General features: G+C 65.3%; 33 protein-coding genes. 14 read left to right on the top strand and 19 right to left on the bottom strand.

All coding sequences use genetic code 11. The features are described 5' to 3' along the window. Positions 1 to 124 precede the first annotated feature (124 nt). Both thiS and AB1K63_RS10605 read right to left on the bottom strand, forming a co-directional pair. Positions 125 to 1,111 carry a sulfur carrier protein ThiS gene (gene thiS, locus AB1K63_RS10610; RefSeq protein ID WP_366960109.1) on the bottom strand — a complete coding sequence of 329 codons (987 nt, stop codon included), beginning with the start codon at positions 1,109 to 1,111 and terminating at the stop codon, positions 125 to 127. Between the two features lie 37 nt (positions 1,112 to 1,148). Further along, entirely contained in the window at positions 1,149 to 1,538 is a 390-nt protein-coding gene (locus AB1K63_RS10605; RefSeq protein ID WP_366960108.1) for a MerC domain-containing protein, read from the bottom strand. Between the two features lie 92 nt (positions 1,539 to 1,630). On the opposite strand from AB1K63_RS10605, the gene AB1K63_RS10600 reads away from it, so the two are divergent. From AB1K63_RS10600 to rpsI, 4 genes are all read left to right on the top strand, one after another. Continuing rightward, complete coding sequence (locus tag AB1K63_RS10600; RefSeq protein ID WP_366960107.1) at positions 1,631 to 2,683, top strand: COX15/CtaA family protein; 1,053 nt, start codon at positions 1,631 to 1,633, stop codon at positions 2,681 to 2,683. Next, positions 2,680 to 2,997 carry a divalent-cation tolerance protein CutA gene (cutA, locus tag AB1K63_RS10595; protein WP_366960106.1) on the top strand — a complete coding sequence of 106 codons (318 nt, stop codon included), beginning with the start codon at positions 2,680 to 2,682 and terminating at the stop codon, positions 2,995 to 2,997. Before AB1K63_RS10600 ends, cutA begins: the two co-directional genes overlap by 4 nt. Before the next feature lie 135 nt (positions 2,998 to 3,132). Next, entirely contained in the window at positions 3,133 to 3,612 is a 480-nt protein-coding gene (gene rplM / locus AB1K63_RS10590) for a 50S ribosomal protein L13 (protein WP_366960105.1), read from the top strand. Beyond that, complete coding sequence (gene rpsI, locus AB1K63_RS10585; RefSeq protein WP_366960104.1) at positions 3,612 to 4,259, top strand: 30S ribosomal protein S9; 648 nt, start codon at positions 3,612 to 3,614, stop codon at positions 4,257 to 4,259. The genes rplM and rpsI overlap by 1 nt, the downstream gene beginning before the upstream one ends. Positions 4,260 to 4,356: 97 nt before the next feature. Here the strand turns inward: rpsI and AB1K63_RS10580 are convergent, their stop codons facing one another. Genes AB1K63_RS10580 through AB1K63_RS10570 form a run of 3 tightly spaced genes read right to left on the bottom strand, consistent with a single transcriptional unit; the run spans position 4,357 to position 6,429 of the window. Next, positions 4,357 to 5,217: a metallophosphoesterase gene (locus AB1K63_RS10580; protein WP_366960103.1), complete on the bottom strand. Its 861-nt coding sequence runs from the start codon at positions 5,215 to 5,217 to the stop codon at positions 4,357 to 4,359. Then, the gene (locus AB1K63_RS10575) at positions 5,207 to 6,043 is read right to left on the bottom strand and encodes a diacylglycerol kinase family protein (RefSeq protein WP_366960102.1); all 837 of its coding nucleotides are present in this window, start codon (positions 6,041 to 6,043) and stop codon (positions 5,207 to 5,209) included. Before AB1K63_RS10575 ends, AB1K63_RS10580 begins: the two co-directional genes overlap by 11 nt. 53 nt (positions 6,044 to 6,096) lie before the next feature. Continuing rightward, complete coding sequence (locus AB1K63_RS10570) at positions 6,097 to 6,429, bottom strand: hypothetical protein (protein ID WP_366960101.1); 333 nt, start codon at positions 6,427 to 6,429, stop codon at positions 6,097 to 6,099. A 136-nt stretch (positions 6,430 to 6,565) separates the two neighbouring features. Here AB1K63_RS10570 and AB1K63_RS10565 point away from each other — a divergent pair, with 136 nt between their 5' ends. Then, complete coding sequence (locus AB1K63_RS10565; protein WP_366960100.1) at positions 6,566 to 6,853, top strand: UrcA family protein; 288 nt, start codon at positions 6,566 to 6,568, stop codon at positions 6,851 to 6,853. A gap of 90 nt (positions 6,854 to 6,943) precedes the next feature. Here AB1K63_RS10565 and AB1K63_RS10560 read toward each other — a convergent pair whose 3' ends face one another. From AB1K63_RS10560 to fumC, 3 genes are all read right to left on the bottom strand, one after another. Further along, positions 6,944 to 7,684, bottom strand: coding sequence for a LytTR family DNA-binding domain-containing protein (locus AB1K63_RS10560; RefSeq protein WP_366960099.1), 741 nt, complete (start codon positions 7,682 to 7,684; stop codon positions 6,944 to 6,946). Then, the gene (locus AB1K63_RS10555) at positions 7,665 to 8,906 is read right to left on the bottom strand and encodes a histidine kinase (RefSeq protein ID WP_366960098.1); all 1,242 of its coding nucleotides are present in this window, start codon (positions 8,904 to 8,906) and stop codon (positions 7,665 to 7,667) included. The genes AB1K63_RS10560 and AB1K63_RS10555 overlap by 20 nt, the downstream gene beginning before the upstream one ends. Positions 8,907 to 8,988: 82 nt before the next feature. Beyond that, positions 8,989 to 10,398: a class II fumarate hydratase gene (gene fumC / locus AB1K63_RS10550; RefSeq protein ID WP_366960096.1), complete on the bottom strand. Its 1,410-nt coding sequence runs from the start codon at positions 10,396 to 10,398 to the stop codon at positions 8,989 to 8,991. 186 nt (positions 10,399 to 10,584) lie between these two features. Between fumC and AB1K63_RS10545 the strand changes: the two genes are divergently transcribed. From AB1K63_RS10545 to AB1K63_RS10525, 5 genes are read left to right on the top strand one after another with little or no spacing between them, the layout of a single operon-like run. Beyond that, a complete protein-coding gene (locus tag AB1K63_RS10545; RefSeq protein WP_366960095.1) occupies positions 10,585 to 11,163 on the top strand; it encodes a protein-L-isoaspartate O-methyltransferase in 579 nt (192 codons plus the stop codon). 2 nt (positions 11,164 to 11,165) lie between these two features. Beyond that, on the top strand, positions 11,166 to 12,686 hold the full coding sequence (locus AB1K63_RS10540) for a TolC family outer membrane protein (RefSeq protein ID WP_366960094.1): 1,521 nt from the start codon (positions 11,166 to 11,168) through the stop codon (positions 12,684 to 12,686). Between the two features lie 4 nt (positions 12,687 to 12,690). Then, a complete protein-coding gene (locus AB1K63_RS10535; protein WP_366960092.1) occupies positions 12,691 to 13,188 on the top strand; it encodes a DUF2497 domain-containing protein in 498 nt (165 codons plus the stop codon). A 46-nt stretch (positions 13,189 to 13,234) separates the two neighbouring features. After that, positions 13,235 to 15,376, top strand: a complete 2,142-nt coding sequence (locus AB1K63_RS10530; RefSeq protein WP_366960090.1) for a S9 family peptidase — start codon at positions 13,235 to 13,237, stop codon at positions 15,374 to 15,376. Next, the gene (locus AB1K63_RS10525) at positions 15,373 to 15,765 is read left to right on the top strand and encodes a (2Fe-2S) ferredoxin domain-containing protein (protein WP_366960089.1); all 393 of its coding nucleotides are present in this window, start codon (positions 15,373 to 15,375) and stop codon (positions 15,763 to 15,765) included. The genes AB1K63_RS10530 and AB1K63_RS10525 overlap by 4 nt, the downstream gene beginning before the upstream one ends. Here AB1K63_RS10525 and AB1K63_RS10520 read toward each other — a convergent pair. Then, the gene (locus tag AB1K63_RS10520; protein WP_366960088.1) at positions 15,762 to 16,064 is read right to left on the bottom strand and encodes a hypothetical protein; all 303 of its coding nucleotides are present in this window, start codon (positions 16,062 to 16,064) and stop codon (positions 15,762 to 15,764) included. The two genes, AB1K63_RS10525 and AB1K63_RS10520, sit on opposite strands and share 4 nt — an antisense overlap. 102 nt (positions 16,065 to 16,166) lie before the next feature. Here AB1K63_RS10520 and AB1K63_RS10515 point away from each other — a divergent pair, with 102 nt between their 5' ends. The 3 genes from AB1K63_RS10515 to xth are packed head-to-tail and all read left to right on the top strand — an operon-like array spanning position 16,167 to position 17,770. Beyond that, positions 16,167 to 16,598, top strand: a complete 432-nt coding sequence (locus AB1K63_RS10515; protein WP_366960087.1) for a CBS domain-containing protein — start codon at positions 16,167 to 16,169, stop codon at positions 16,596 to 16,598. A gap of 31 nt (positions 16,599 to 16,629) precedes the next feature. After that, on the top strand, positions 16,630 to 16,959 hold the full coding sequence (locus AB1K63_RS10510) for an iron-sulfur cluster assembly accessory protein (protein WP_366960086.1): 330 nt from the start codon (positions 16,630 to 16,632) through the stop codon (positions 16,957 to 16,959). 37 nt (positions 16,960 to 16,996) lie between these two features. Further along, positions 16,997 to 17,770 (top strand): exodeoxyribonuclease III, encoded by a 774-nt coding sequence (gene xth / locus AB1K63_RS10505; protein WP_366960085.1) that lies wholly within the window; start codon positions 16,997 to 16,999, stop codon positions 17,768 to 17,770. 34 nt (positions 17,771 to 17,804) lie between these two features. Here xth and AB1K63_RS10500 read toward each other — a convergent pair whose 3' ends face one another. The 10 genes from AB1K63_RS10500 to AB1K63_RS10455 all read right to left on the bottom strand — a co-directional run bounded on the left by AB1K63_RS10500 (position 17,805) and on the right by AB1K63_RS10455 (position 24,216). Then, positions 17,805 to 18,482 (bottom strand): cell wall hydrolase, encoded by a 678-nt coding sequence (locus AB1K63_RS10500; RefSeq protein ID WP_366960083.1) that lies wholly within the window; start codon positions 18,480 to 18,482, stop codon positions 17,805 to 17,807. A gap of 195 nt (positions 18,483 to 18,677) precedes the next feature. Further along, positions 18,678 to 19,016 carry a DUF1491 family protein gene (locus tag AB1K63_RS10495; RefSeq protein ID WP_366960081.1) on the bottom strand — a complete coding sequence of 113 codons (339 nt, stop codon included), beginning with the start codon at positions 19,014 to 19,016 and terminating at the stop codon, positions 18,678 to 18,680. After that, entirely contained in the window at positions 19,009 to 19,482 is a 474-nt protein-coding gene (locus AB1K63_RS10490) for a PaaI family thioesterase (RefSeq protein ID WP_366960080.1), read from the bottom strand. Before AB1K63_RS10490 ends, AB1K63_RS10495 begins: the two co-directional genes overlap by 8 nt. Continuing rightward, positions 19,472 to 19,936, bottom strand: a complete 465-nt coding sequence (locus AB1K63_RS10485; protein ID WP_366960078.1) for a PTS sugar transporter subunit IIA — start codon at positions 19,934 to 19,936, stop codon at positions 19,472 to 19,474. Before AB1K63_RS10485 ends, AB1K63_RS10490 begins: the two co-directional genes overlap by 11 nt. A gap of 73 nt (positions 19,937 to 20,009) precedes the next feature. Further along, positions 20,010 to 20,573 carry a ribosome-associated translation inhibitor RaiA gene (gene raiA / locus AB1K63_RS10480; RefSeq protein WP_366960076.1) on the bottom strand — a complete coding sequence of 188 codons (564 nt, stop codon included), beginning with the start codon at positions 20,571 to 20,573 and terminating at the stop codon, positions 20,010 to 20,012. Between the two features lie 33 nt (positions 20,574 to 20,606). Then, positions 20,607 to 21,293, bottom strand: coding sequence for a DNA polymerase III subunit epsilon (dnaQ, locus tag AB1K63_RS10475; RefSeq protein WP_366960074.1), 687 nt, complete (start codon positions 21,291 to 21,293; stop codon positions 20,607 to 20,609). Between the two features lie 52 nt (positions 21,294 to 21,345). Next, positions 21,346 to 21,942 carry a dephospho-CoA kinase gene (coaE, locus tag AB1K63_RS10470; RefSeq protein ID WP_366960073.1) on the bottom strand — a complete coding sequence of 199 codons (597 nt, stop codon included), beginning with the start codon at positions 21,940 to 21,942 and terminating at the stop codon, positions 21,346 to 21,348. Further along, the gene (locus AB1K63_RS10465) at positions 21,939 to 22,793 is read right to left on the bottom strand and encodes a shikimate dehydrogenase (protein WP_366960071.1); all 855 of its coding nucleotides are present in this window, start codon (positions 22,791 to 22,793) and stop codon (positions 21,939 to 21,941) included. The genes coaE and AB1K63_RS10465 overlap by 4 nt, the downstream gene beginning before the upstream one ends. Then, on the bottom strand, positions 22,790 to 23,371 hold the full coding sequence (locus AB1K63_RS10460; RefSeq protein ID WP_366960070.1) for a Maf family protein: 582 nt from the start codon (positions 23,369 to 23,371) through the stop codon (positions 22,790 to 22,792). Before AB1K63_RS10460 ends, AB1K63_RS10465 begins: the two co-directional genes overlap by 4 nt. Next, positions 23,371 to 24,216 (bottom strand): pyruvate, water dikinase regulatory protein, encoded by an 846-nt coding sequence (locus AB1K63_RS10455; RefSeq protein ID WP_366960069.1) that lies wholly within the window; start codon positions 24,214 to 24,216, stop codon positions 23,371 to 23,373. Before AB1K63_RS10455 ends, AB1K63_RS10460 begins: the two co-directional genes overlap by 1 nt. Positions 24,217 to 24,541: 325 nt before the next feature. Between AB1K63_RS10455 and hemE the strand changes: the two genes are divergently transcribed. Continuing rightward, positions 24,542 to 25,567: a uroporphyrinogen decarboxylase gene (gene hemE / locus AB1K63_RS10450; RefSeq protein WP_366960068.1), complete on the top strand. Its 1,026-nt coding sequence runs from the start codon at positions 24,542 to 24,544 to the stop codon at positions 25,565 to 25,567. The last annotated feature ends 1 nt before the right edge of the window (position 25,568 follow it).

Genomic DNA, 25,568 nt, shown 5'->3' with positions numbered 1-25,568 from the left:
ATGTCTCCCGGCAGTATCGCCGGAAGGCAGGGCTGCTCTCGTGCAACTTGACATTTGAACGGGTTGACCGGTGCGGCGTTCCGCAAATCCTGCCGGTTCGCTCCATATCATTTGTGATGTCCGGTCAGATGAGACCCGCCAGCGGGCTCGAGGGATCGGCGTATTTGCGCGTTGCCATGCGACCGGACAGATACGCGTCTCTGCCGGCCTGGACGGCCAGCTTCATGGCGCGAGCCATGCGTATCGGGTCTTTCGCTTCGGCAATGGCGGTGTTCATCAGGATGCCGTCGCATCCCAGTTCCATTCCCACCGCAGCATCGCTCGCCGTGCCTACCCCTGCATCGACGAGGACGGGAACCTTGGCCCCTTCCACGATCAAACGGATGGTGACCCGGTTCTGGATGCCGAGCCCGCTGCCGATCGGGGCGCCCAGCGGCATGATCGCCACGGCCCCGGCCTCTTCCAGCTGCTTCGCCGCTATCGGATCATCGACGCAATAGACCATCGGATAAAAGCCCTCCTTCGCGAGGGTTTCGGTGGCGCGAAGGGTTTCCCGCATATCCGGGTAAAGCGTGCGCGCCTCGCCCAGGACTTCCAGCTTTACCAGATCCCATCCGCCGGCTTCTCTCGCCAGACGCAGGGTGCGGATGGCCTCGTCCGCCGTGAAGCACCCGGCCGTATTGGGAAGGTAAGTGACCTTTTTCGGATCGATAAAATCGGTAAGCATCGGCGCCTTGGGATCGCTGACATTCACCCGGCGGACCGCCACGGTCACGATGTCGGCACCCGCCGCTTCGACGGCCGCGGCGTTCTGTTCGAAATCGGCATATTTCCCGGTTCCGACGATCAGGCGCGACCGGAACGTGCGTCCGGCAACTTCCCAATTATCGTCCTGCTGCCCTGATCCCCCGCCCACGAAATGGACGATTTCGAGAACGTCCCCGTCGGCAAGCGGCGTCTCGCCCAGATGCGATCGCGGTGCGATGGTGCCGTTATGCTCGACGGCAACCTTCTGCGGATCGAGTTCGAGTTCACGCACGAGCGCGGCGACATCGGACGATGAGGTACGGCGAGATTCGCCGTTGACGGTGACGGTGCGCAGATCGGTCATGCCCGCCGAGATAGAGGGCAAGTCGCGCGAGGCAAGCTCAGGCTTTGGCGGGAGCGCGAAGGTTGAGGACGTGCCCGACCGAAACCAGCGCGACGCCGATCACGGTCAGGATCATTTCTTCCATCCCGTGGGGTGCCGCCAGGGCACCGCCCATGAAGGTCAGTCCCATCATGGCGACGACGAAGGGAACGGCGCGGCGGTGCCGCAACGCGCCCCATCCGATTGCGATGGCAGCAATGAAGAGCGCGAGCATCAATCCGATCTCGTGCCAAATCGGATCGAGCAGGAACTGCCCGCCGATGCCGAGTCCGGAAATGATCAAGACGCTTGCCAGACAATGCGCCGCGCACACCCCCGAAAGGATGAGACCGGCACGATCGAGCCGCGTACGAATCGTGGGTTTGGCGGGGATCGACACGCGGTGCATGTATGTGACGATGTTACATTTCGCAAGTCCCGCAAGTCCTATTGCATGCGTTGCTCTTGCCGGGGGCTGCTTCAGGCAGCATGGAACGCCCCATGACCGAGACTGAAACCCTGCCGGACGCGGCCGTGCCATCGAGCTCCAGACCTGCGCAGATCGCGTGGTGGCTCTGGGGCGTGGCCGCGCTGGTGGTGACGATCGTGATCGTGGGCGGGATCACGCGCCTGACGGAATCGGGCCTTTCCATTACCGAGTGGAAACCCGTGACGGGCGCGCTGCCGCCCTTGTCCGAGGCGCAGTGGCAGGCGGAATTCGAACTGTACCAGCAGATACCGGAATACCGTAACGTGACCGGCCCCGCGGGCATGACGCTGGCCGATTTCAAGTTCATCTATTTCTGGGAATGGTTCCACCGCCTGATCGGGCGGTTGATTGGCTTGGCCTATGCCTTGCCCCTCGCCTGGTTCTGGATCCGCGGGGCCATTCCGCAAGGCTACAAGCTGCGCTTGGTTCTGCTCCTCGTCCTGGGCGGGATGCAGGGGGTTTTCGGCTGGTTCATGGTCCGGTCCGGGCTGTCCGGACAGATGACCGACGTGAGCCATTTCTGGCTCTCGATCCATTTGCTCACGGCTCTGCTCACGCTCTCGCTGCTCGTCTGGACCGCGCTGGACATGCGCAGGCTGGCCCGCATTCCTGCCGGACCTGCGGCCCGTCTGCGGCTGGTGCCGTTCCTCGTCGCCGTGGTGCTGTTCATCCAGCTCCTCCTGGGGGCATGGGTCGCAGGGCTCAATGCCGGCCATGCGTCGGACAGCTGGCCGCTCATGCAGGACCGTTTCCTCCCGGAGTATGACAGTACGCGGGGCTTCTGGTGGGCTGTGACCCACGATCCCTTCCTGCTCCACTTCCTCCATCGCTGGTGGGCGTGGATTGCCGCGGCCGCGCTGATCTTCCAGGCGCGCCGCGTTAAGCCCTTCGAGCGGAAGGCCTCCGTCCTCCTCAACGCCCTGGTCGGCTTGCAGATCGTGGTCGGCATCGCGACCGTGCTGTCGGGCGTCGAATTGTGGGTCGCGGTGGCGCACCAAGGGATCGGAGCACTGGTCGTGGGCGCAACCGCCTGGGCCATGCATATCGAGGGCCGCCGCAAGTGAGCGCCCTGATCTGGAGCCCGTTCGCCGACGAGGCACAGGCGCGGGCGGCCGCGGCGACGCTGATCGAGGAGCGTCTCGTCGCCTGTGCGAACCTGCTCCCGGCGATGGTATCGGTCTTTGCCTGGAAGGGCGCCGTCCAGTCCGAGAACGAGTGCGCGGCGCTGTTCAAGACGGATGAGGCCCTCCTCGACGAGGCGATCGCGCGACTTGCCGATATTCATCCATACGAGACCCCAGCCATCATGGGCTGGCCGTGCCGGGCGGGGGAGGCGACGGCGGCGTGGCTGCGCGAGCAGACCGGCGCACAAGGCTGACAGGTATTATTTTACCTCCGCCGTAAGGCCCGGTTTCACTTGACTTGCGGCACGTTGCGGCACAAATGCGCGCCTCTCGCGATCCCGGAAACGGCGATTCGCACACTACTCATTTCGTCAACGAATGGAAAAGCCATGAAGGCGCTGCACAAGCAGACCCGGTCGATCAAGCCGGCCGAGGTCGAAAAGAAATGGCACGTGATCGATGCCGACGGCCTCGTCGTCGGTCGTCTCGCCGCGATCGTCGCCAACCACCTGCGCGGCAAGCACAAGCCGAGCTACACTCCGCATGTCGATTGCGGCGACCACGTGATCATCCTCAACGCGGAAAAGGTGAAGTTCACCGGCCGCAAGATGACCGACAAGGTCTATTACAAGCACACCGGTCATCCGGGCGGCATCAAGGAAACGACGCCCGCCAAGGTGCTCGAGGGCCGTTTCCCCGAGCGCGTGATCGAAAAGGCTGTCGAGCGCATGATCCCGCGCGGCCCGCTCGGCCGTGCGCAGATGCGCGCTCTCCACGTCTACGCCGGTACGGATCATCCGCATGAGGGCCAGAAGCCCGAAACGCTCGATGTCGCCGGAATGAACCGCAAGAACAAGGTTACCGCCTGATGGCCGACGATAAGAAACCCGAAGAGACGCCCGAAACCGAAGCCCCCAAGGCCGAGGAAAAGGTCGAAGCGCAGACCGGAACCGGCGACACCGCCGAAGACGAGGCTGCCGAAAAGACGAACGAGAAGGCGGACGACAAGTCCGGCACCGTCACCGACTTCGCCGATCTCGGCAACATCGCCGGCGATGCGCCCGACGCGGACGCCGCGGCCATCGCCCAGCAGAGCGACACGCCGCTTCGCGAGCAGGAACTGGACCAGCACGGCCGCGCCTACGCGACCGGCCGCCGCAAGGACGCGGTCGCCCGCGTCTGGATCAAGCCCGGCAAGGGCACGATCACGGTTAACGGCAAGGAGCAGGAAACTTACTTCGCACGCCCGACCCTGCGCCTGATCATCAACCAGCCCTTCGCGATCACCGACCGCATGGGCCAGTACGACGTGATCGCCACCGTTCGCGGCGGCGGCCTCTCCGGTCAGGCCGGCGCGGTGAAGCACGGCATCAGCCAGGCTCTCGCCAAGTACGAACCCAAGCTGCGCAGCACCGTAAAGGCTGCCGGTTTCCTCACCCGCGACAGCCGCGTGGTGGAGCGCAAGAAGTACGGCCGGGCCAAAGCCCGCCGCAGCTTCCAGTTCTCGAAGCGCTAAGCGCGTTTCAACCGGATCACCAAGGAAGGGCGGCATCGCAAGGTGCCGCCCTTTTTCATGGTTCTCGCGAACAGGCTCTCTGTCAGGACACTCTCTTTCAGGACACGGGGGGATCGGTCCGCGGTATCTGGCGCACTGGTGCGACGGGATCGCCCGGATTGCGCGGCGGCATCGCGTCTTCCGGCACGTCGTCGATCATCATGTCCCGCGTGGCCACGTCGTCGAGGTTGCGGACCGTCACCTGCAGCTCAGCCCCGTCCCAGCGCAGTTCATTGAAACTGGGCGGAGTGGAGCGTGTGCGCTTGGACAGGGTCCCGGCGCCGATCATGCGCACAGGGCCGTTCCCGGTCTGCTCGACGATGTCGAAGGCGTCGTGGACATGGCCGCTGAGGACGGCAAGGACGGGCCGCTTCGCCAGTTCCTGCAAGGCCTTGGAGCCGTTCTTGGTCAGCGCGGTGCCTTCGGTCCCCACTTCGCGCAAGGGATGGTGAACCGCCACCAACGCCTTCGTCCCCGCCGGCAGGGCATCGATCAGTGCGAGGCACTTCTGCAGCGCATCGTCGGTCACCCAGCCTTTCGACCAGTTGAAGCGCGGTTGCGCCCGCACCGCCGTCTTGAGCGGCACGATCGCGAGGCCGGGCAGGTCGATCGCCTTTTCGACCAGATCCTGCATCCCCTGAAAGCGCCGATAGGGCGCGAAGAACCGCTCCAGCAGGTTGAAATAGGGCATGTCGTGATTGCCCACCTCCACCGTCACCGGAACGTCCAGCGTGGTGATCCAGTGAGTGGCGGCCTGGAATTCATGGTGGCGCGCACGCATCGTCAGGTCGCCGGTGATGGCGACCGCGTCGGGCTGGCGGGCGGCGATTTCCTGCTTCACCCAATCGAGGGCCTGGTTGTCCTCAAGCCCGAAATGGATGTCCGAGAGATGGAAAAGAAGCGTCTGATCAGAAGGCATGGCCGGTCGCTAACAGATCGACCCTGCATTCGGCGAGGGTGATGGTGGCAGGCGAGGCGAGCGAGGCGGGTTCCCCGTCGATCAGCAGGCCAAGGTCGCTGCCGTCCTCGCTTTCCAGCACGATCCGATTGAAGACGCCCAGCCGGTCGTGCGGTCCTTCGCGAAAACGCCGGCGCAGCAATGCCCAGCCCTGCGCGATGTAATCGCCCGCATCCTCCGCATGGAAACCATCCGCGCTGAGGCCGTTTTCGCCCGGCGTGATCTCAATTAGCGGATAAGGCCGGTTGGCCGCGATCTCCGGTTCCGCCAGACGCGCGCCCGGCCCTTCGGTCGTTTCCTGCATGGCGTCTGCAAACCCGCCGGTGGCCTTGGCAAGATCGAGATCCCGCATGGCTTCGCGGACCACGTTCCAGCGCGTCCCGGGTCCGGCCAGCAGTCCGGCCAGGGCTGATCCTTCCGGACAGCGCGCGATGCCGGGCCGTACCCGGCGCGCACCTCCGCCGAGGAAGCAGTGCAGGATTTCCGGCAATTCGAGATCGCCGTGCAGGCGCTTCGACAGCAGGTTCATCGTGCCGCCGGGGAGAACCAGCACCTGTCCGCCCCAGCCCGCCAGCGTGTTCACCAGCGCATTGATCGTGCCGTCGCCTGCGAACACCGCGCATGTGTCGACGCCTTCGGCATCGAGCTGTTCTGGCGAAGGCAGGTCGTCGTCCGGGAAACAGGCGAGCCTCGGGATCGCCCACCCGGCATCCGCAAGCTGTTTTCGCACATTGTCGATCGCGTCGCCGGTGTTGCTGCCACTCCTGGCATTGACGACCAGATGCATCTGTCGGCGCGTTCCCATACTTCCCAAGCCCGTCATGGCCGGTCCGGTTCCCGTCAGATGCGTCCCGTCGCGATAAGCCAGGCCGCGAGCCCGTTCAGGCAGGTGTAGATCGCGTATACCACCACGGACCCCGTCCAGCCGGCACTGGCAAGGCCCATGGCCGCGATCAGCAGCGCAAGCTCGACCAGCAGGGCCATCAGGCGCGCCGCGCACGAGGTGAGGAACGCCAGCCCAGGAACCTGCGCGGCGCGACTTTCGACGATCGCCTGATGCATGGCGAAATTCGCCATTCCGAGGACAAACAGGATCGCGAGGATCAGCATGGGCGTTTCGGGGCTCGCTATTCGGCGGATCGGATCGGCGTTCCGTCGGCAAAATCCGGCCATCTGTCCAGCGCCCGCATCGCCGGTCGACCGGCGAAATGCCGGCAACGATGCGCGCATGATCGCGCGGGGCGGTGGGGATATATCCGATCATGCGAGGCACCAGTCCCCCCGAAACCCTCGCAGATGGAGGAAGCCAATGTTGAGCAAGACCTTGATGGCGCTATCCATGGCAACCGCGCTCGTCGCCCCCGCCATGGCCGCGGACATGACAATCGAATTCCGCGATCTCGACCTTGCCACCGAGCAGGGACAGAAAACGCTGGAACGGCGGATCGACCGTGCCGCCCGCGAGATCTGCGGGCTGGACGATACCACTCTCGGCACCCGCATTCGCGACCGCGAATCCAGGCAATGCTACACGCGGGCGAAGGCCAGCGCGGAACGCCAAGTAACGGCCCTGATCGGTAAGTCGCGAGAAGCCTGAGCTCCCCACCAGGCATCCGGGGCGCTGCCCGACCAGCGCCTCGATCGGAACCCGGTCGCCGACAGTCCCCGGCGGCCGGGTTCTCTTTTGTCAGCGGCCCGCCATCGCCTTGACCTTGGCGAGGTAAGTCCGCCCGATGCGCAGCGCGTCCCCGTCCTGCAGCTCTGCCGACCAGACACCGAGCCCATCGTGGCGCAGGCCCCTGATATGGTCTTTACGCAGGATCGTGGACCGGTGGATGCGGATGAACTCGGCCGGGTCGAGCCGTTTCTCGAGGCCCGCAATGGTCTGCAGCAGGAGATAGTTGCGGCCATCGACATGCAGCCGCACGTAATCGCGTTCCGCGTCGATGCGGCTGATCTGCGCGACATCTACCCGCACCAGTTCGGACCGGTGGGGGACCCATAGTTCCTTCAGCCATTTGCCGCTGTCGCCGGACTTTTCGCCTCGCCGGGCCATCGCCCGTTCGACCGCGCGTTCCAGCCGTTCCGGCGCGACCGGTTTCAGAACGTAATCGATGGCATCGAGATCGAAGGCATCAACGGCGAAATGATCGTGCGCGGTCACGAAGATCACGGCCGGCGGCCGGTCGAGCTTCGCCAGCTTGCGCGCGACGGAGAGACCGTCGACTTCCGGCATGGTCATGTCGAGCAGGACGAGGTCGGGCCGCAGGTCGCCGATGAGCCGAAGGGCGCAGGCGCCGTCATTGGCCGTCCCGACCACGGAGAGGGCATCGATACGCGAGCAGATGACCTGCAGTCGCTCGACCGCCAGCGGCTCGTCGTCGACGATCATCGTTCTCAGCGGCGATTCATCCGTCTGTTCTGTCATCCGTTCTCCCCGGCACATGCAGTTCGGTTCGGTAGCCTGTCGGTGTCGCGCCATGTGTCACATGGGCGCGGTCCCCGAAGCGGGCGGAAAGGCGCTGGCGCACGTTCTCCAGCCCGATGCCGAAGCCGTGCTTCGGCGATGCCTGCTTCTCCCCGGGCCCGTCGTCCGCGACCACGACTTTCACCCGCCCCTCCCCGTCCGCTTCCGCGGCGAGGGTAATGGTGATCGGGCGATTGTTCGGCGCGACCGCGTATTTCACCGAATTCTCGACCAGCGGCTGGAGGATCATCCCTGGCACGCGCACGCCCTGCAATTCCGCCGGCAGTTCGTAACGCGCATGGACGCGGTTCGGGAAGCGGGCCGCCTCGATCTCGAGATAGTGGCGCTGGAGGGCGAATTCGTCTTCCAGGGCGACATCGCTGGTCGGATCCTCGGCCAGGCTGTGGCGATAGAAATTGGCCATCGCCTGCAGCATCTGTTCCGCCCGGTCGGACTTGCCGGTCATGATCAGGGAGGACAGCGAATTGAGCGTGTTGAACAGGAAATGCGGGTTCACCTGATAGCGCAGGCTGCGCAGCTCCGCCGCCTTCGCCGCCTCGCGAAACTCGCTTTCCCGGCGTTCGGCCATTCGCGCCTTCGCAGCGGCGAGCAGCGCAAGGTAGAGCGCGGCCCAGGCCAGCAGCAGGAAGTAGCGGCCGAGCGCGATGTCGGTCAGCTGGCGCAGCCGGTCGACCCCGGTAGGCGCAGGTGCTAGCACGATGGTCCGTCCGCCTTCTTCCGCATCAGGTTCCGCCTGCCCGCTCGGCAGCGGCGGGACTTCCAGCAGGAGGTTGCCCGTCTCGTCGCGCCGGATGACGACGCCCTGCTTCTCGCCTAGGTCGCGATAGACAGCCTCCTGGACGGAAGCGAACATCATCTGGTTGACCTGCGCCACAAGCAGCGCCGCCGGGAGCGCCAGCAGCAGTGCGGCAGTGATCCGCACGCCCAGCGCGCGGTTCTCCACCGTGCGCAGGATCAGCCACATGACCAGCGTAATGCCGATGCCCGCCAGAGTCACCGCACCGCGGCGCCACAGCAGCTCGGGCTGGAAATCGAGACCGACGAACGCGCCGCGAAGGGTCGTCAGCGCGAAATAGGTGACCCAGACCAGCGTCACCGACAGGACGACGATGCGCAGCGGAAGGCGCACCGCCTCGTCCGTCGTCGTTTGCTCGCTCGTCATCGTCCGGTGCCTACGCACAGGGCGCGGGCAAGGCCAGAACGCGCGTCGAACTGTCGCGGCGTTTGGTCGACGCGCGCGGTCCTCAGTCGCGCGGGCGGATCATGCTCGACGGGACGACCCACTGGGCGAACTGCTCTTCGGTCAGGAGGCCCAGATCGAGTGCCGCCGCCTTCAGCGTGGTGCCTTCCGCATGCGCCTTCTTGGCGATCTTCGCGGCGTTGTCGTAGCCGATATGAGGGTTCAGCGCGGTCACCAGCATCAGGCTCTCGTTCAGCAGCTGCTCGATCCGTGCCTCGTTCGCCTCGATCCCGGAAACGCAGTGGTCGGTGAAGCTGGCGCAGGCATCGCCGATCAGCCGGATCGACTGCAGCGTGTTGTAGATCATCACCGGCTTGAAGACGTTCAGTTCGAAATGCCCGTTCGATCCGGCAACCGTCACGGTGACGTGGTTGCCCATGACCTGCGCGCAGACCATCGTCAGCGCCTCGCACTGGGTCGGGTTGACCTTCCCCGGCATGATGGAAGATCCCGGCTCGTTCGCCGGCAGCGAAATCTCGCCGATCCCGCAGCGCGGGCCAGAGCCGAGCAGGCGGATGTCGTTGGCGATCTTCATCAGGCTCGCCGCGAGCACGTTCAGGACGCCCGACATCTCGACCAGCGCATCATGCGCGGCGAGCGCCTCGAACTTGTTCGGCGCAGTCTCGAAGGACAGGCCGGTGATGTCCGAAACCTTGGTCGCGAACAGTTCCGCGAAACCGCCCTTCGAATTGATTCCCGTGCCGACGGCAGTGCCGCCCTGTGCGAGCTGCGACAGCCGCGGAAGCGATCCTTCGACGCGTGCGATCCCGTATTCCACCTGCTTCGCGTAGCCGGAGAACTCCTGCCCCAGCGTGAGCGGCGTCGCATCCTGCAAGTGCGTGCGGCCGATCTTCACGATATCGGCGAATGCCTTGGCCTTCGCGTCCAGCGCCTCGTGCAGGCGGCGCAATTGCGGCAGCAGCACGCTGTTCACCTGTTCGACCGCGGCAATGTACATCGCCGTCGGGAACGTGTCGTTCGAGGATTGCCCCATGTTGCAGTGATCGTTGGGATGGACCGGCTCCTTGCCGCCACGCGTGCCCGCCAGCTGCTCGTTCGCGCGTCCCGCGATCACTTCGTTCGCGTTCATGTTCGACTGCGTGCCCGAACCCGTCTGCCAGACGGCAAGCGGGAATTCGGCGATCAGCGTCCCGTCGATCACTTCTTCCGCGGCCGCCACGATCGCCCGGCCAATTTTCTCGTCCAGGACGCCCAGCTCCATGTTGGCCAGCGCCGCCGCCTTCTTCTGTATGCCGAGCGCGCGGATGAGCGGTTCGGGCATCTTTTCCGTGCCGATGTCGAAATTGCCGAGGCTGCGCTGGGTCTGCGCGCCCCAGTACCGGTCGGCCGGGACGGCGATCTCGCCGAGGGAATCGCTTTCCTGCCGGGTCTCGGAAGCGGTGGACGAAGTCATGGCAATCTCCTGGTCGGGTACACGCCGGACGGGTGCCGTCGCTGGTCGAAGGCAAATTTCATCCGGTCGATTCGCGCGATGCTCTATGTCGGTGCCCCGTTACCGTCAAAGCGCTTGGCCGCAACTGCGCTTGCGCCTAAAGCGAGGATTGACCAGCTGTGTTATATGGGTAATGCACTAACCGTTATGAATTACGCTTCAGCCCGTCGTGCCATGATCGACAGCCAATTGCGGACGAGCGGCGTCAATGCCGAGTTCGTGCTGGCGCGCATGAATGCCGTCGCGCGGGAAGATTACGTGCCGGAAGAGGCCCGCAAGCTGGCCTATATCGACCGGTCGATCCCGCTGGCGAACGGGCGCAGGCTCGCCGCGCCGGTGTTTTACGGCCGCATGCTTGAAGAGGCACGGCCCACGCTCGGCGACACGGTGCTCGTCGTGGATTCTGGCAGCGGCTACCTGCCCGCGCTCGTCCAGCCGCTGGTCGAGAATGTCGAGACGATCTTGCCCGACGAGGCGGTGCAGACCGGCGACAAGCAGGAAGGGTTCACTCTCCTCCTGATCGACGGCGCCGTCGAAGCGATTCCCGACACGCTCGTGGAGCGGCTCGCCACCAATGGTCGGCTGGTCACCGGGCTGTGGAGCGGCGGCGTGACGCGCCTTGCCACGGGGCGCCGGTCCGACCGGGGCGCTGCCCTGCTGGCCCTGGCCGAGATGGGCATTCCGCACCTGCCGGAATTCGACAAACCGAAAGTCTGGAATTTCTGACCATGCGGCGGGGGGCTGTCATTACGGCTTTGATCGGGGTGCTGGCGGCCGCGCAGGCGCCCGCGCAGGCCGATACCCTTCGCGAAGCGCTGCTCGCGGCATACGAGAACAATCCGACTCTCGAAGGCGCACGGGCCCAGCAGCGTGCCGTCGACGAAAACGTGCCCATTGCGCGGGCCGACGGCCTGCCGACAGTCAACGCGAACGGCACGGCCACCGAATTCATCGAGCAGAGCTCCACGAGCTTCTTCACTCCCGACCGGGCGGTGAATGCCGGCCTCGACCTCAGCGTGCCGATCTATTCGGGCGGCGCGGTGAAGAACGCCGTGCGCGCCGCGGAGCAGCGCGTCGAAGCCGGGCGGGCCGATCTGAGAGCGACCGAATCCGCCCTCTTCAGCCAGGTCGTCGCGGCCTACATGGATGTGATCCGCGCAGAAGCGCTGGTGGGCCTCAACGCCAACCAGGTCGAAGTCCTCCGGATCAATCTGGAAGCGACTCAGGACCGGTTCGAGATCGGCGACCTCACGCGCACGGACATTGCGCAGTCGCAGTCCCGCCTCGCCCTCGCAGAAAGCGATTTGCGCAGCGCGCAGTCGAACCTCATCGGCGCGCGCGAGACCTATGTGCAGCTGGTGGGCGAAGCGCCCGACGACCTGCAACCGCCCCCGCCCCTGCCCGGCCTGCCCGCTTCCCCCGACATGGCCGTCGACGTCGCACTGGAAGAGAATCCGGACCTGATTGCCGCACGCGACCGGGCCGACGCTGCTGGTTTCGACATCGACGTTGCCGGCGCCGGCCGCTTGCCACGCGTGTCCGTTTTCACCGGCTACGATTACCAGAATTTCCTCGGCAGCGTTCCCGACGGTCTCCTGGACCCGGACGATCCGAACAGCCCGCTCATCGCCAGCCCGCAGACGTCCAACGCGGCGCAGGTGGGCGTGCAGGTCAGCATTCCGATCTTCCAGGGCGGTCGGCCCGCGGCGCTTGAGCGGCAAGCGCAGGCGCGCGCTTCGCAGGCGCTGGAGCAGGTCATCGCGGCCGAGCGCGACGTGATCGCGCAGGTGCGGGCCTCCTTCGCCAGCTACCGCGCGTCGCTGGCGATCATCGAAAGCTCGCAGGTCGCGGTGGAGGCGGCCGAGCTCGGGCTGGAAGGCGTGCGGGCCGAAAACTCCATCGGCAACCGCACGATCCTCGACGTTCTCAACGCGGAGCAGGAACTGCTGACCGCCCGGGTCCAGTTGGTGACCGCCCGTCGCAACGCCTATGTCGCCGGCTTCACCCTGCTGGCCGCAATGGGCAAGGCGGAAGCCCGCGATCTCGGCCTGACCGACGAGGGCGTGCTGTACGATCCGGTCGTCAATTACGACCGCGTGCGCAACAATATCTGGGACTGGTCGCGCGACCCGGACCCGGTTACCCAGTCCACGCGGACAGTTGACATTCCCGCGGCCACCGCGGATGTCGACGATCCAGACACGATCGATAGCATCGATCCGGATACCGATCTTCGCCGGGGGGACTGATCGCATGGGGCACGACGACGAAACTTCGGTCGAGGAAATCCTCGCTTCCATCAAGAAAGTGATCGCGCGCGACGACCGCGAGCGGATGCAGAACATGCGGCGTCGGCGCGAGTCGGCCGGCATGTCAGAATCGATCCCCGAGCCCGTGGACGAGGAAGAAGCGGAAGAAATCCTCGATCTCGGTTCGGCCGAACTGATCGAGGACTCTATCTCCGCTCCGTCGCTCGGATCGACCGAAAGCGACGCGGACGGGGATGAGGAGATCAGCCTGGTGACGGCGAAGACGCGCGATGCGATGCGCGAGAACCTGGCCGCGCTGGCGATGATTGCCGAGCCCGGCGCGCAGCCCAAGATCGTGCGCTCCGGCGAAACCTCGCTGGAAGGCCTCGTCAGGGACCTCCTGCGCCCGATGCTGTCCGAATGGCTGGACGAGAACCTGCCCGGCATCGTGGAGGAGCAGGTGCGGGCCGAAATCGCCCGGATTGCCGGCAAGCGTTCCTGACGGTTTCCGCTTGTATCGAATGCGCAAGGGCTTAGTCCTTGCGCGCATGAGAAAGACCGCCGGGCTTACCGCCACCATCGCCGCTGTCCTCGCCGCCATGCCGGCGTTCGCGCAATCCGAAACCGCCCGGCCGATGGAGGCGGAAGACCTCATCACCATGCCGCGCCTCGGCGCGCCGGTGGTGACTCGGGACGGCCGCTACGTCGTGTATGCGGTCACGAATACCGATCCGCAGAGCTACGACCGGACGCGCGCCTATTTCCTCCAGAACCTGAATGAGGCGGACAGCAAGCCCGTGCCGCTGGCCCTGCCGAGCGATGCGCGATCGCTTGAATTTGGTGCCGGCCTCGACCTCTATTTCCTGTCCAACGGCAGCACGCAGTCCGACGGTTCCGCCGGTCCCGTCCGCGTCTGGCGCGTGACGCCGAACGCCAGCGGCCGGATCGGCGCGCCGGTGCTCGTCGGGGCGCCGGGCGGATCGGTCGACGGTTTCAAGCTTTCGCCCTCGGGCGACAGGATCGCCCTGTTCGGCGAATTCCCGCGCGAATGCACGGATATCGCATGCGCTGGCGAGGACTCCGGCGACATGGAGACAGTGGGAACCGGCCGTCTCTACGATGCGGACGAAGGGTTCGTGCGGCATTGGGACCAGTGGAAGACGCCCGGCCATTACAACCGCGTTTTCGTTTACGACGTGACGCCCAACGGCCTTGCCAACCCCATGCCGGCGGATGCCCGGATCATGGGCGGCGCATTTTCCGGCGACACCCCGACGAAGCCCTTCGGTGGGCCGGAGGACATCGCGTGGTCGCCGTCAGGTCAGAACCTGTGGTTCGTCGCGCGGCAGAGCGGCGCGGACGAGCCGCTGTCGACCAATCTCGACATCTGGCAGCTCGATACGACCACGGGAATCGCTTCCAACGTCACCGAGGCGAACGCCGCGACGGATGCCGCGCCGACCCCTTCGCCCGACGGTCGTTACCTGGCCTATCTCGCCATGGCGCGGCCGGGATACGAAGCGGACCGGATGGTGGTCCAGTTGCGCGACCTGCAGACGGGCGAGGTCCGTCCCCTCACGCAGCGTTTCGACCGGTCCTTCGGTTCGCTCGCATGGACGCGGGACTCGCGCTACCTCATCGCCACCGCGCAGAGCGTGCTCGACACGCCGGCCTACCGGATCGATCCGCGCTCCGGCGAAGTGACCGAACTCGATCTCATGGCCGGCAACGAGGCGCATATCGGCAATGTCATGCCGCTTGCCGGCGACAGGCTGCTCTTCACGCAGGATTCTATCGGCGCACCGCCCGAGCTGTTCCTCTCGACCAATTTCGAACAGGCGATGCCCGTATCCATGATCGCCAAGTCGCGCGTGGGCGAACTCGCCTCCGTCGTGACGCGCCGCTTCTCGTTCGCGGGCGCGAATGGCGACACGGTCTGGGGCCAGATCACGAAGCTGGAGGATTTCGACGGCGAAATGCCGGCGATCCTGTACGTCCACGGCGGACCGCAGGGCTCCTTCAACGACGGGTGGTCCACCCGCTGGAATCCGCGCGTACTTGCCAGCCAGGGCTATGCCGTCATCTCGGTCGATTTCCACGGTTCGACCGGATACGGCCAAGCCTTCACGGACAGCATCAACCGCGACTGGGGCGGCAAGCCTTTGGAAGATCTTCAGAAGGGCCTGGCCGCGGCGCTGGCGCTCGACAGCCAGATCGACGGGGAGCGGGCCTGCGCGATGGGGGCGTCCTATGGCGGCTACATGATGAACTGGATCGCGGGCAACTGGCCCGACCGGTTCGACTGCCTGGTGCAGCATGACGGCCTGTTCGACATGCGCAGCTTCTACTACACGACCGAGGAATTGTGGTTTCCGCGCTGGGACTTCGGCGGCTCCTACGCCGCGCAGAAGGAAACCTACGAGAAGTGGAACCCGGTGAACCACGTCCACAAGTGGAAGACGCCGATGCTTGTCATCACGGGCGAGAAGGACTTCCGCGTTCCCTACACGCAGGGCCTCGCCAGCTTCACCGCGCTGCAGCAGCAGAGCGTTCCGGCGCAGCTCCTCGTCTTCCCGGATGAGAACCACTGGGTGCTGGGTGCCGAGAATTCGCTGCAATGGCACCGGACGGTGTTCGCCTGGCTCGACCGCTGGCTTAACCGGGATGGCGCGGCAGCGGTCGACGAATGAGCAAGCGATCCTCGCTGGAGAAAGCGCAGAAGGCCTACGCCAAGGTGGCGGGCCCGGACCTCGAGCGGCACATCTTCCTGTGTTCCGTTTCGGACAAGCAGAAATGCTGTTCGCGCGAGGAGGGCACGGCCGCCTGGAACTTCCTGAAGCGGCGGCTCAAGGAGCTCGGGCTCGCCGGCCCGAAGCGGGGAGACGGGACCGGCGGCGTGCAGCGGACCAAGGCGGACTGCCTGCAGATCTGCGCGATGGGTCCGGTCGCCGTCGTGTGGCCGGACAATGTCTGGTATCATTCGATGGACGAAGAAGCGCTCGAAACGGTGATCCAGGAGCACTTGATCGAGGGTAAGCCGGTCGAACGGTTCCGGCTGAAGAATCCCGAAGACACCTAGTAACGGCGCTTGCGCCTAGGCTTCTCGCTTTCGTCCCGGACCGCCTCGTCATGGCCGGTTCCGTTGGACAGGAACACCAGACCCATCAGTGCTGAGGCGACCAGCATCGTGAACCCGATGCCGAGCGCGGCCGCGATGTAATAGTGGACCGACGCCTCGCTCTGCCCGTCGTAGAGAACCGCCATCGCGAGCACGACCACGCCGATCGTCAGGATCAGCATGAATCGCATGATGCGACGATAGCGCGCCCATGCGTGGGCGGCCTTTTCCGGATCGTCGAGCGGGGAACCTTTGCTCATGCCTCTCCAATGGCGGCAGACCGCCCGCTGTTCAAGGGCGCCCGGGATTCGCATTCGGAAGGTTCGTGTGGCATCCTGCTTTCCGGGAAAGGAGATGAAAGCATGGATATCGGCAAACTGACGGGAAACCGGGCCAGCTCTGAAATCGTGGTGTGCAGCGTCGATTCGCCCGTGGGGGAAGCGATCGCGATCCTGGCCAAGCGGCGGATCGGGGCGATGCCGGTCACTCGCGCCGGCAAGGTCGTCGGCATCTTTTCCGAACGCGATGTCGTCTATCGCCTCGCGGAAGAAGGGACGGACTGCCTTGCGAAGAAGGTCGGCGGCGTCATGACCGCGCCCGCGATCACCGTGGACCGGCAGACCAGTGTCGATGACGCGCTGGGCCTGATGACACGTCGCAGGATCCGCCACCTGCCGGTGATGGAGGGGGAGCACATGGTCGGGTTCATTTCCATCGGCGACCTCGTCAAGTCGCGCATCGTCGAAGTCGAGCAGGAAGCAAAAGCGATGCGCGACTATATCGCCACCGCTTGAGGGCGCCCGCAAGGCCCCCTATCTCCAGCGCATGAGCGAAACACCCACCCTCACGCCGGCTGCGGCCAAGCGCATCGCCTGGATCGCGGAACGGCAGTCGAAGCCCGCGATCCTGCGGCTTTCGGTTGAGGGCGGCGGCTGTTCGGGATTCCAGTACAAGTTCGGCCTGGCCGACACGCCCAAGGCCGACGATGCCGTGTCCGAAACGGACGGCGTCCGCCTCGTGGTGGATCCCGTCAGCCTCGACCTCGTCGCCGGCAGCCAGGTCGATTTCGTGGATACGCTGGGCGGCTCGGCGTTCCGGGTCGAAAACCCGCAAGCCGCCGCCGGGTGCGGCTGCGGATCGAGTTTCGGGATTTGAATTAGACCTCCCGCGCGCGATCGGGCATCAGCGACGGATGCGCATTGCCAGCTTCAACATCAACGGGATCAAGGCGCGCCTGCCGCGCCTCAAGGAATGGCTCGAAGAGACGCGGCCGACAGTCGCGTGCCTGCAGGAAGTTAAATCGATGGACGAGGGATTTCCGGCCGAGGAATTCGAATCCATCGGCTACAAGGCGATCTGGCACGGGCAAAAGAGCTTCAACGGAGTCGCAATCCTCGCCGACGGGTTCGAACCGGTCGAGATCCGCAGGGGCCTCGAAGGCGAACCCGAGGACGATCATGCGCGGTACCTCGAAGCCGACGTAAACGGCGTACGCGTCGCTTCCATCTACCTGCCCAACGGCAATCCGCAGCCCGGTCCGAAGTTCGACTACAAGCTGCGCTGGATGGAACGGTTGCGCAAGCGCGCCGCGGAAATCTGGGCGGAAGAGGTCCCGGCCGCGCTGGTCGGGGACTTCAACGTCATTCCCGAAGACAAGGACGTCTGGTCGCCCAAGGCCATGGCGGACGATGCCCTGATGCAGCCGGCGTCACGTGACGCCTACCGGCGCATGTTGAACGACGGGTGGACCGACGCGATCGACACGCTGAACCCGCGCGGCGGGGTATGGACCTTCTGGGACTACCAGGCCGGCGCCTGGCAACGCGATCACGGCTTCCGGATCGACCACCTGCTGCTGTCGCCGGCACTGGCCGACAGGCTGGAAGCCGCCGGCGTCGACAAGGAGCGCAGGGGCCGCGAGAAGGCGAGCGATCACGCGCCCGTCTGGGTCCAGGTCAGGGACTGACCCGAAAGGACCGCCCGGGCCCGGTCGGCCCGCGTCAGCGATAGAAGATGTGGGTGTCGATTGCCGCCAGGCGGGTCTTGGTACGGCTCCAGCGCGGCGTGACGTAGCGCGCGTGGAAATAGAGGGAATCGCCGGCCTCGCTGTCCCAAAGCCCTTCGTGGGCGATCCGGGCGATGGCCTTGGCGCGCTGCCAGGCCGCGCTGCCCCGAACGATGCGGGGCATCTTCCCGCCGCGGACGAAGCTGAACTGCTTGCGCTGGTAGACGACGTCGCAATAGCTGTCGGGAAATACGTCGGAACTCGCGCGGTTCATCACCACCCGGGCCACGGCCAGCTGGCCGTCCACGGGTTCGCCGCGCGATTCGAAATACACGGCGCCGGCGAGGCACTCCATCTCGCGCGACAGGCGCGCCCCGGTATCGACGGTCCGGATGAGTTCCTGGAGGCTCGCCGCGCGCACGGTTTCCGGCGCGTCCACCTGTTCGTCAGGCTGCAATTCCTCGAGAGCGGCATCCTGGTCCGCGGCAAGCCCGTCCAGAGCCGGATCGACCGGCGGAACGACCGTGATCGTATCGAGGGTGGATTCGACGACGGCGCGTTCCGGCGTCCAGCTGTCTTCGGCGTGGGCGTCGGAAATTTCGGCACTGCCGAAAGCGACGAACGCCATGGTACCCAGGCCCAGAAGGCCCGTGAAACAAGTCTTACGCTTCATTGATCCCGCAAGTTACGGCGGTGGACGGTCCTGCGCAGGTCGGAACCCGGAAACGGTCCGGGCATTTGTAACGGTAGAAAACCTGTGGTCCGGCCCCCGTCTGCGTGCTCTCAGGACGGCCTCAGTGCCATCCGGATGCGTGCGCTAATCGGAAGTTGCGAGCCGCCAGATAGTTTCAACTGAAATCAGGTCAACCTATTTCTGCTGCATTGCGGCAAAACGTTCCGGACTCGCGACATCCAGTTCGACCACCCAGAGATCGGGGTCGGAAGCTGCGCGCCGGGATACATAGGCGTCGAATTCCCCTGCATTTTCAGTGTCCTGCTCGCGCGTGCAGGTGAAAATCCGGCTGCCGTCCAGCTGCGGCATACGCTCCATGAAGCGGGCGGGCCCGTGGCGATCGAGCAACACGAGGGCAATCGTGCCGGCATCCCGCTCTCCTTTCGAAAGGACGGTCGCAAACCCGCCGGCAGCCTGCACTGCGCGCACCAGCCCGCCAACTTCCAGATGCGCGGGCAGGCGATCGTCAGTCACGCGGGTGATCGGTCTGGTATCCCGGAAGGCCGGAAAGCGGGATGTGCGAACGCATGAACGTGCCGGTGCCGCGCCCGATCTCGTCCCCTTCCTCGTCCACGAGCCGCGCCTCGGCCACGAACACGCGCCTCTTGCCGCTGACCCAGCGACCTTCGGCGACGACCTGGCCGATCCTGACAGGCTTGGTGAAATGCAGGTTGAACGACGTGGTCAGCAGGAAACGGTCGCTGACGAGCGTGTTCGCAGCATAGAAGGCCGCATCGTCCAGCATCTTGAAATAGATGGTGCCATGGGCAGCGCCCGCCGCGTGGTAGGATTGCTCGGTCACGTCGAAGACCAGTCGGGCATGTCCGCGCGATTCGATCGCCAGCCTCGATGCGAACAGCGAGTTGACAGGGGCCGATGCGTAAAGCCGCTCCAGCGCCCGGAAATGGGCCTGTTCGCCGGAGTTCGGCTCAGGCGGCATCGCGATCGGCTGCATCGCTCAGCAAGGCGTAGAGCCCTTCCGGCGTGGTTTCGGCCAGCAGGCTTTCGAGGACACTGTCGTCGCGCACCAGCCGCGAGAGGGCGGCAAGTGCGTGCAAATGGGCCTGGCCCGCGCCTTCGGGCGAGACGAGGCCGAAGACCAGTTCCACCGGCAGGCCGTCCGCCGCTGCGAAATCGACCGGCTTTTCGAGCCGTACGACGATCGCGACCGGACGGTTGAGTTCCGCCAGACGGGCATGGGGTATCGCGACACCGCGGCCGAAGCCCGTGCTGCCGAGCGCTTCGCGATCCTGCAGCCCTTCGAGGACGGCATGCGGGGAAACGTCGTAGCAGTCGGCGAGAATGTTCGCGGTTTGCGAAAGGACGTCCGGCTTGCCGGATGCGCGCGCAAACGCGACCGCCTGCGGGACAAGTTTGAGATATGCGTCGAGCATTGGTCCAGGCAATTGTCCGGCGCCACCAGGCACCGGAAGGGTAAAGCGCCGTAATTGCGGCGGGGATGCCGGGTTAGCGGGGTTCTACCCACCCGATCGATCCGTCGTGGCGGCGATAGACCATATTGTGCCGTCCGGTTCCAGCATTTTTGAAGAACAGGGCGTTCGTATCGCGCAGGTCCAGCATCATAACGGCATCGGCAACGCTCGATTCGGGAATGTCGACACGCGTTTCGGCAATGATCGGCGGCGCGTCAGCCTCGATCTCCTCTTCCACGTCCTCGGATGCGAAGATCGTGTAGGCCGCCTCTTCCTCGCGCGCCGCGTGATCCGCCTGCGCGTGGCGGTCGGTCAGGCGCCGCTTGTACCGCCGCAACTGCTTGTCGATCTTCGTCGCGGCCTGGTCGACGGCCTGGTGGGCATCGTGCGCTTCCGCGTGGCCTTTCACGATCACGCCCTGCATCACATGGGTCACGATATCGCAGGTGAAGGCGCCGCCCGGCGCCTTGCCGAAGGTGACGTGGGAGGACAGCGCGCGCGGAAAATATTTCTCGACGATGCCCGTGAGGCGTTCTTCCGCATGGTCCTGCAGCGCTTCGCCGGTGTCCACCTGATGACCAGAAACCCGAATATCCATTGGCACCTCTTTCCCGTGAAAGCGTGACTGACGCTATCTGCTCCAGATGGGATTATCCATGGCCTTGATAAAGGCTTCGTGTCGCTGAAGTTCCGCAGCCGACGCGGCGTGCGGTCGCGGCGCCCTGTATGGCCGTGTGCTGCGCACGATCCGGGCCGGTGCCGCTTCGGCGGTCCGGGCGGCTTCGGCAGCCAGCGAGAGCCCCATCTGCCGCCCGCCGGTCAGTTCGATGTAGACCTGGGCCAGCAATTCCGCGTCCAGCAGCGCCCCGTGCTTGACGCGGTGGCTCCGGTCGATCCCGTAGCGCTTGCACAGGCCGTCGAGCGAGTTCTGCCCGCCCGGATGCCGCTTGCGCGCCATTTCCACGGTATCGATCATGCGCCCCAGATCAATCGCATCCCTCTCGCACAGCGCCAGTTCGGCGTTGAGAAAGCCCATGTCGAACCCGGCATTGTGCGCAACGAGCGGCGAATCCTCCAAGAATTCGAGGATCTCTTCGACCTGGTCGCGAAAAAGCGGCTTTTGCGCCAGGAACGTGTCGGACAGGCCATGCACGGCGAAGGCCCCCGGCGGCATGGCCCGTTCCGGATTGAAATAGAGCTGTAGCGTCTTGCCGGTGGGCAGGCGATTGACGAGCTCGACGCAGCCGATCTCGACCATCCGGTCGCCCGTCTTGGGATCGAAGCCGGTCGTCTCGGTATCGAATACTATCTCGCGCATGACCCCAATATCCGCCGATCGGCGGCGCCCTGCAAGGCCGGTATCCTGTTTGTCACAGTTCCTCTCGCAGTTGCGCAACGAGGGCGCGCACTTTGCGGCGGGTCTGCTCGAGCGGGACACCCGTATCGATGACGTGATCGGCCCGGGCGCGCTTGTCGGAATCCGGCATCTGCAGCTGCAGGATTTTCTCGAACCTGTCCGCCGTCATGCCGTCACGCGCGAGCACCCTTTCGCGCTGGACAGCGGAGGGGGCAGAGACGACCACGATCCTGTCGAGTCCCCGATCTCCGCCTTTCTCGAACAGGAGGGGGATATCGAACAGGACGAACGGCGCGTCTTCATTGTCCTTCAGGAAGGCCGACCGCCTCTCCGCGACCGCGGGGTGCACGATCGCCTCGAGCCGCGCGAGAGCTTCCGGATCGCCGAAGACACGGCTGCCCAGAACGTCGCGCATCACGCCGTTGCCGTCCGTGCTTCCGGGAAAGGCGGTCTCGATGGCCGGGACCAGCTCGCCCCCGGCACCCTGCATCGCGCGGACTTCGGCATCGGCGTCGAAGACCGGGACGCCCTCGTCGGCGAACATCGCGGCGACGGTGGACTTTCCCATGCCGATCGAGCCGGTCAGGCCGATAATCCGGGGGGCGCTCATCGGGCCAACATGTCCCTGAGTTCGGCGTCGCGATCGCGCGGCGGCTTCATGCCGAAGAACAATTCGAAAGCTCCGGCCGCCTGCCCGACCAGCATCGCAAGGCCATCGATCGTGGCGAGCCCTCGTGCCCGCGCCCCGTCAAGGAAGGGCGTGGCCACGGGATCTGTCACGATATCGTAGGCGATCGATCCGGGGGGTGCATGGCTCCAGTCGAACGCGAGCGCAGGCTGGCCGCGCATCCCGAGTGGAGAGGCATTGACCACGAGATCCAGGCACTGGGACCGATCGTCGAAGGCGAAATCCGTCGGACCGGCAAAATGATCCAGCTGCACGGCATAATGCTCCCCGGTCGGTGCGAGCGTATCGAGAATGCCTCGCGCCTTTTCCGGATCGCGTCCCGCAAGGACGATGGTGAACCCATGCTCGGCCAGCCCGGCGACGATGGCGCGCGCCGCACCGCCCGTCCCCAGCACCCGCGCCATGCGGAACAGGTGCCGGGAAGCGAGTTCGCCCATCACCGGCTCGAGAAAGCCGCTCATGTCGGTGTTGGTACCCACAAGCGTGCCGTTAGTCCGCCGGACGATGGTGTTCACCGCGCCGATCCGGGCCGCCACCGGGTCCACTTCGTCGAGAAAATCCAGCACCGCCTGCTTGTGCGGCATGGTCACGTTGCAGCCGCACCAGTCCGCATCGCCGCGTCGTGCGTCCAGATAGTCTGCCAGACCATCGGCATGCACGAGTCTTGCCTCGTACCGGGCATCCAGCCCGAGTTGCTCGATCCAGAACCCGTGAATCGCAGGAGATTTCGACTGCGTGATGGGATCCCCGATGACTTCTGCCCACGCCGTCACTCCAGCACGTCCCTTTCCCGCAGGGCGGCGAGAACCTGGATGAGGGGCATGCCCAGAATGGTGAAATGGTCGCCGACGATCCGGTCGAACAGGAGCACGCCGCGCGCCTCGATGCGGAATACGCCGACGCATCCCGCGACCTGCGGCCATTCGTGAGCGAGATAATCCTCGATGAAGGCGTCGCTCAGCTCCCGCACGCCGAGGCTGGCCATGTCGCTGCCAATCCAGTCGATCCGGCCGCCTGTCGCGAGGGCGGCAGCGCTGTGCAGCCGGAGGGTCCTTCCCGAGAAATAGCGCAAGTGACGTGCAGCATCTTCCCGGCTGGCTGGCTTGTCGAACCGCTCGCCTTCGACAGTCACGAGGCTGTCGCTCCCCAGCACCAGATCGTCCGGGCGCATGGCCGACACTGCCGCGGCCTTGGCGGCGGCGAGAGCCTGCGCGATCTCCGTCGGATCGGCGCCCTCCATCTCACGCTCCAGCGCCCGCTCGTCGACCTCGGCCGGCACCGCCTCGAACGCGATACCCGCCGCCTGCAACATCGCCGATCGCGACTGGCTCTGGGATGCAAGGACCAGCATTAGATCGGCCGGGTCCCGCTCTTGCGGCTACCGTCGCCCGATCCTCGTTCGTTATGCAGGCGGATGACAGCGGCCGCGGTTTCCTCGATCGACCGGCGAGTCACGTCGATCACCGGCCAGCCATTATCCGCGAACAGGCGGCGTGCGTACTGCACCTCGTTGCGCACGCGCTCCGAATCGACATAGGAAGTTTGCGTTCCCTCGTTCAGGCTGAGAAGCCGGTTGCGCCGGATCTGGACCAGCCGTTCGGGCGCCGTGGTGAGGCCAACGATCATCGGCTTGCGCAATTCGAACAGGAGCGGGGGCGGCGGGCTTTCCACCACGAGGGGGATGTTGGCCGTTTTGTATCCGCGATTGGCGAGATAGATGCTGGTCGGGGTCTTGGACGAGCGCGACACGCCGGCAAGGATGATGTCGGCCTCGCCCCAGTTTTCCCACCCGACACCGTCGTCATGGGCGATGGTATAGTGGATCGCCTCGACCCGCCGGAAATAGGCATCGTCCATCAGGTGCTGGCGGCCGGGCTTGCCGTGCGCTTCCTGGCCTAGCTGGGCCTCGAGCGCGTCGGTCACTGCATCGAGTGCCGGCACCATGGGCAGGCTGAGCCGGCGGCAGTGGTCCTCCAGCAGGCGCCGCGTCTCAGCATTCACCAGCGTGAAGAGCACCAGCCCGGGATGGCTGGCGAGTTCCGGGACGATCCGCTCCAGGTGCTGGCGCGAGCGGACCATCGGCCAGAAATGACGGGTAACCTCCGCGTTTTCGAACTGGGCGAGCGCCGCCTTTGCGACCATCTCCAGCGTCTCGCCGGTCGAATCGGATACGAGATGGAGGTGAAGGCGGTTCATGCGTGGCGACGCTCGTTCGGCGGCTTGTGGACAGCACGGGCATAAACCACGGCATGACTCTGGCGACAAGTTCGGGGACGGTTTTCCTCCTCGCTATGCCGAATAAATTCCGGGTGCTTATCGACCGTCGCACCGGTTCCCAACAGGGTGTGGGTAAGCGGGAAAACGAGTCTTTGACTCAAGCAGCCCCGCGATTCGGATCGGCCGGGACGGGTGGCAAAGGCGGGAGAATTGCGGCAGGGGCGGTTTGTCCCCGTATTCCACAGGGCCAACAGACTCCTACATCCTCTTTATAAATTTCATTTATTTTGGAATGACCTGATCCATGCCCGGTCCGATCCTCGATACGCTGCGCGGAAAGCGATGCGAAATCCCGCCCGTCTGGCTCATGCGCCAGGCGGGGCGCTACCTGTCCGAATATCGTGCCTTGCGGGCGGAAAAGGGCGGTTTCCTGGACCTCGTCTACGATAGCGAGGCGGCTGCCGAAGTGACCCTGCAGCCGATCCGGCGGTTCGGTTTCGACGGCGCGATCCTGTTTTCGGACATCCTGATCGTCCCCCATGCGATGGGCCAGGACCTGGAATTCCTGGCCGGCGAGGGGCCCAGATTGTGTCCGCGACTTGTCGATGAACCGCTCGATGCGCTGACCGAACATCCCGAACGGTTCGATCCGGTCTACCAGACCGTCCGCCTGTGTCGCCAGCGCCTGCCGGACGATGTGACGATGCTGGGGTTCGCCGGCAGTCCGTGGACAGTTGCGACCTACATGATCGCTGGCGAGGGCAGCCGGGACCAGCACGATGCGCGCTCGCTCGCCTATCGCGACCCCGCTGCGATGCAGGCGATCATCGACCGGATCGCGGATCGCACGATCGGCTACCTGCGGGGCCAGATCGATGCGGGCGCGGAAGCGGTGCAGCTGTTCGACAGCTGGGCCGGGAGCCTCGCGCCCGATGAGTTCGCGCGCTGGGTGATCGCACCCACGCGGCGCATCGTGTCGGAAATCCGCGCGAGCCATCCGGACGTCCCGGTGATCGGTTTCCCGAAAGGTGCGGGCGAGAAATTGCCGCTCTACGCGCTGGAAACGGGAGTCGATGCGCTCGGGATAGACGAGACGATCGATCCCGAATGGGCCGCGGCGATCCTGCCGCCCGACCTGCCGGTGCAGGGCAATCTCGATCCGCTTCTGCTGCTGGCGGGCGGCGAGGCGCTGGACCGGCGGGCGCGCCATATCCTGGCGGCGTTTTCCAGGCGGCCGCATGTCCTCAACCTGGGCCACGGGATCGACCGGCGCACACCTGTCGCGCATGTCGAGCAGCTTTTGCGGATCGTCCGGCAGGAGGAGGGGTGAC

It is taken from the genome of Qipengyuania sp. JC766 (genome assembly GCF_040717445.1).
Classification (GTDB): Bacteria; Pseudomonadota; Alphaproteobacteria; order Sphingomonadales; family Sphingomonadaceae; genus JC766.
Note: the sequence above shows the minus strand (reverse complement) of the source record. Positions and strands in the feature narration are given on the sequence as shown.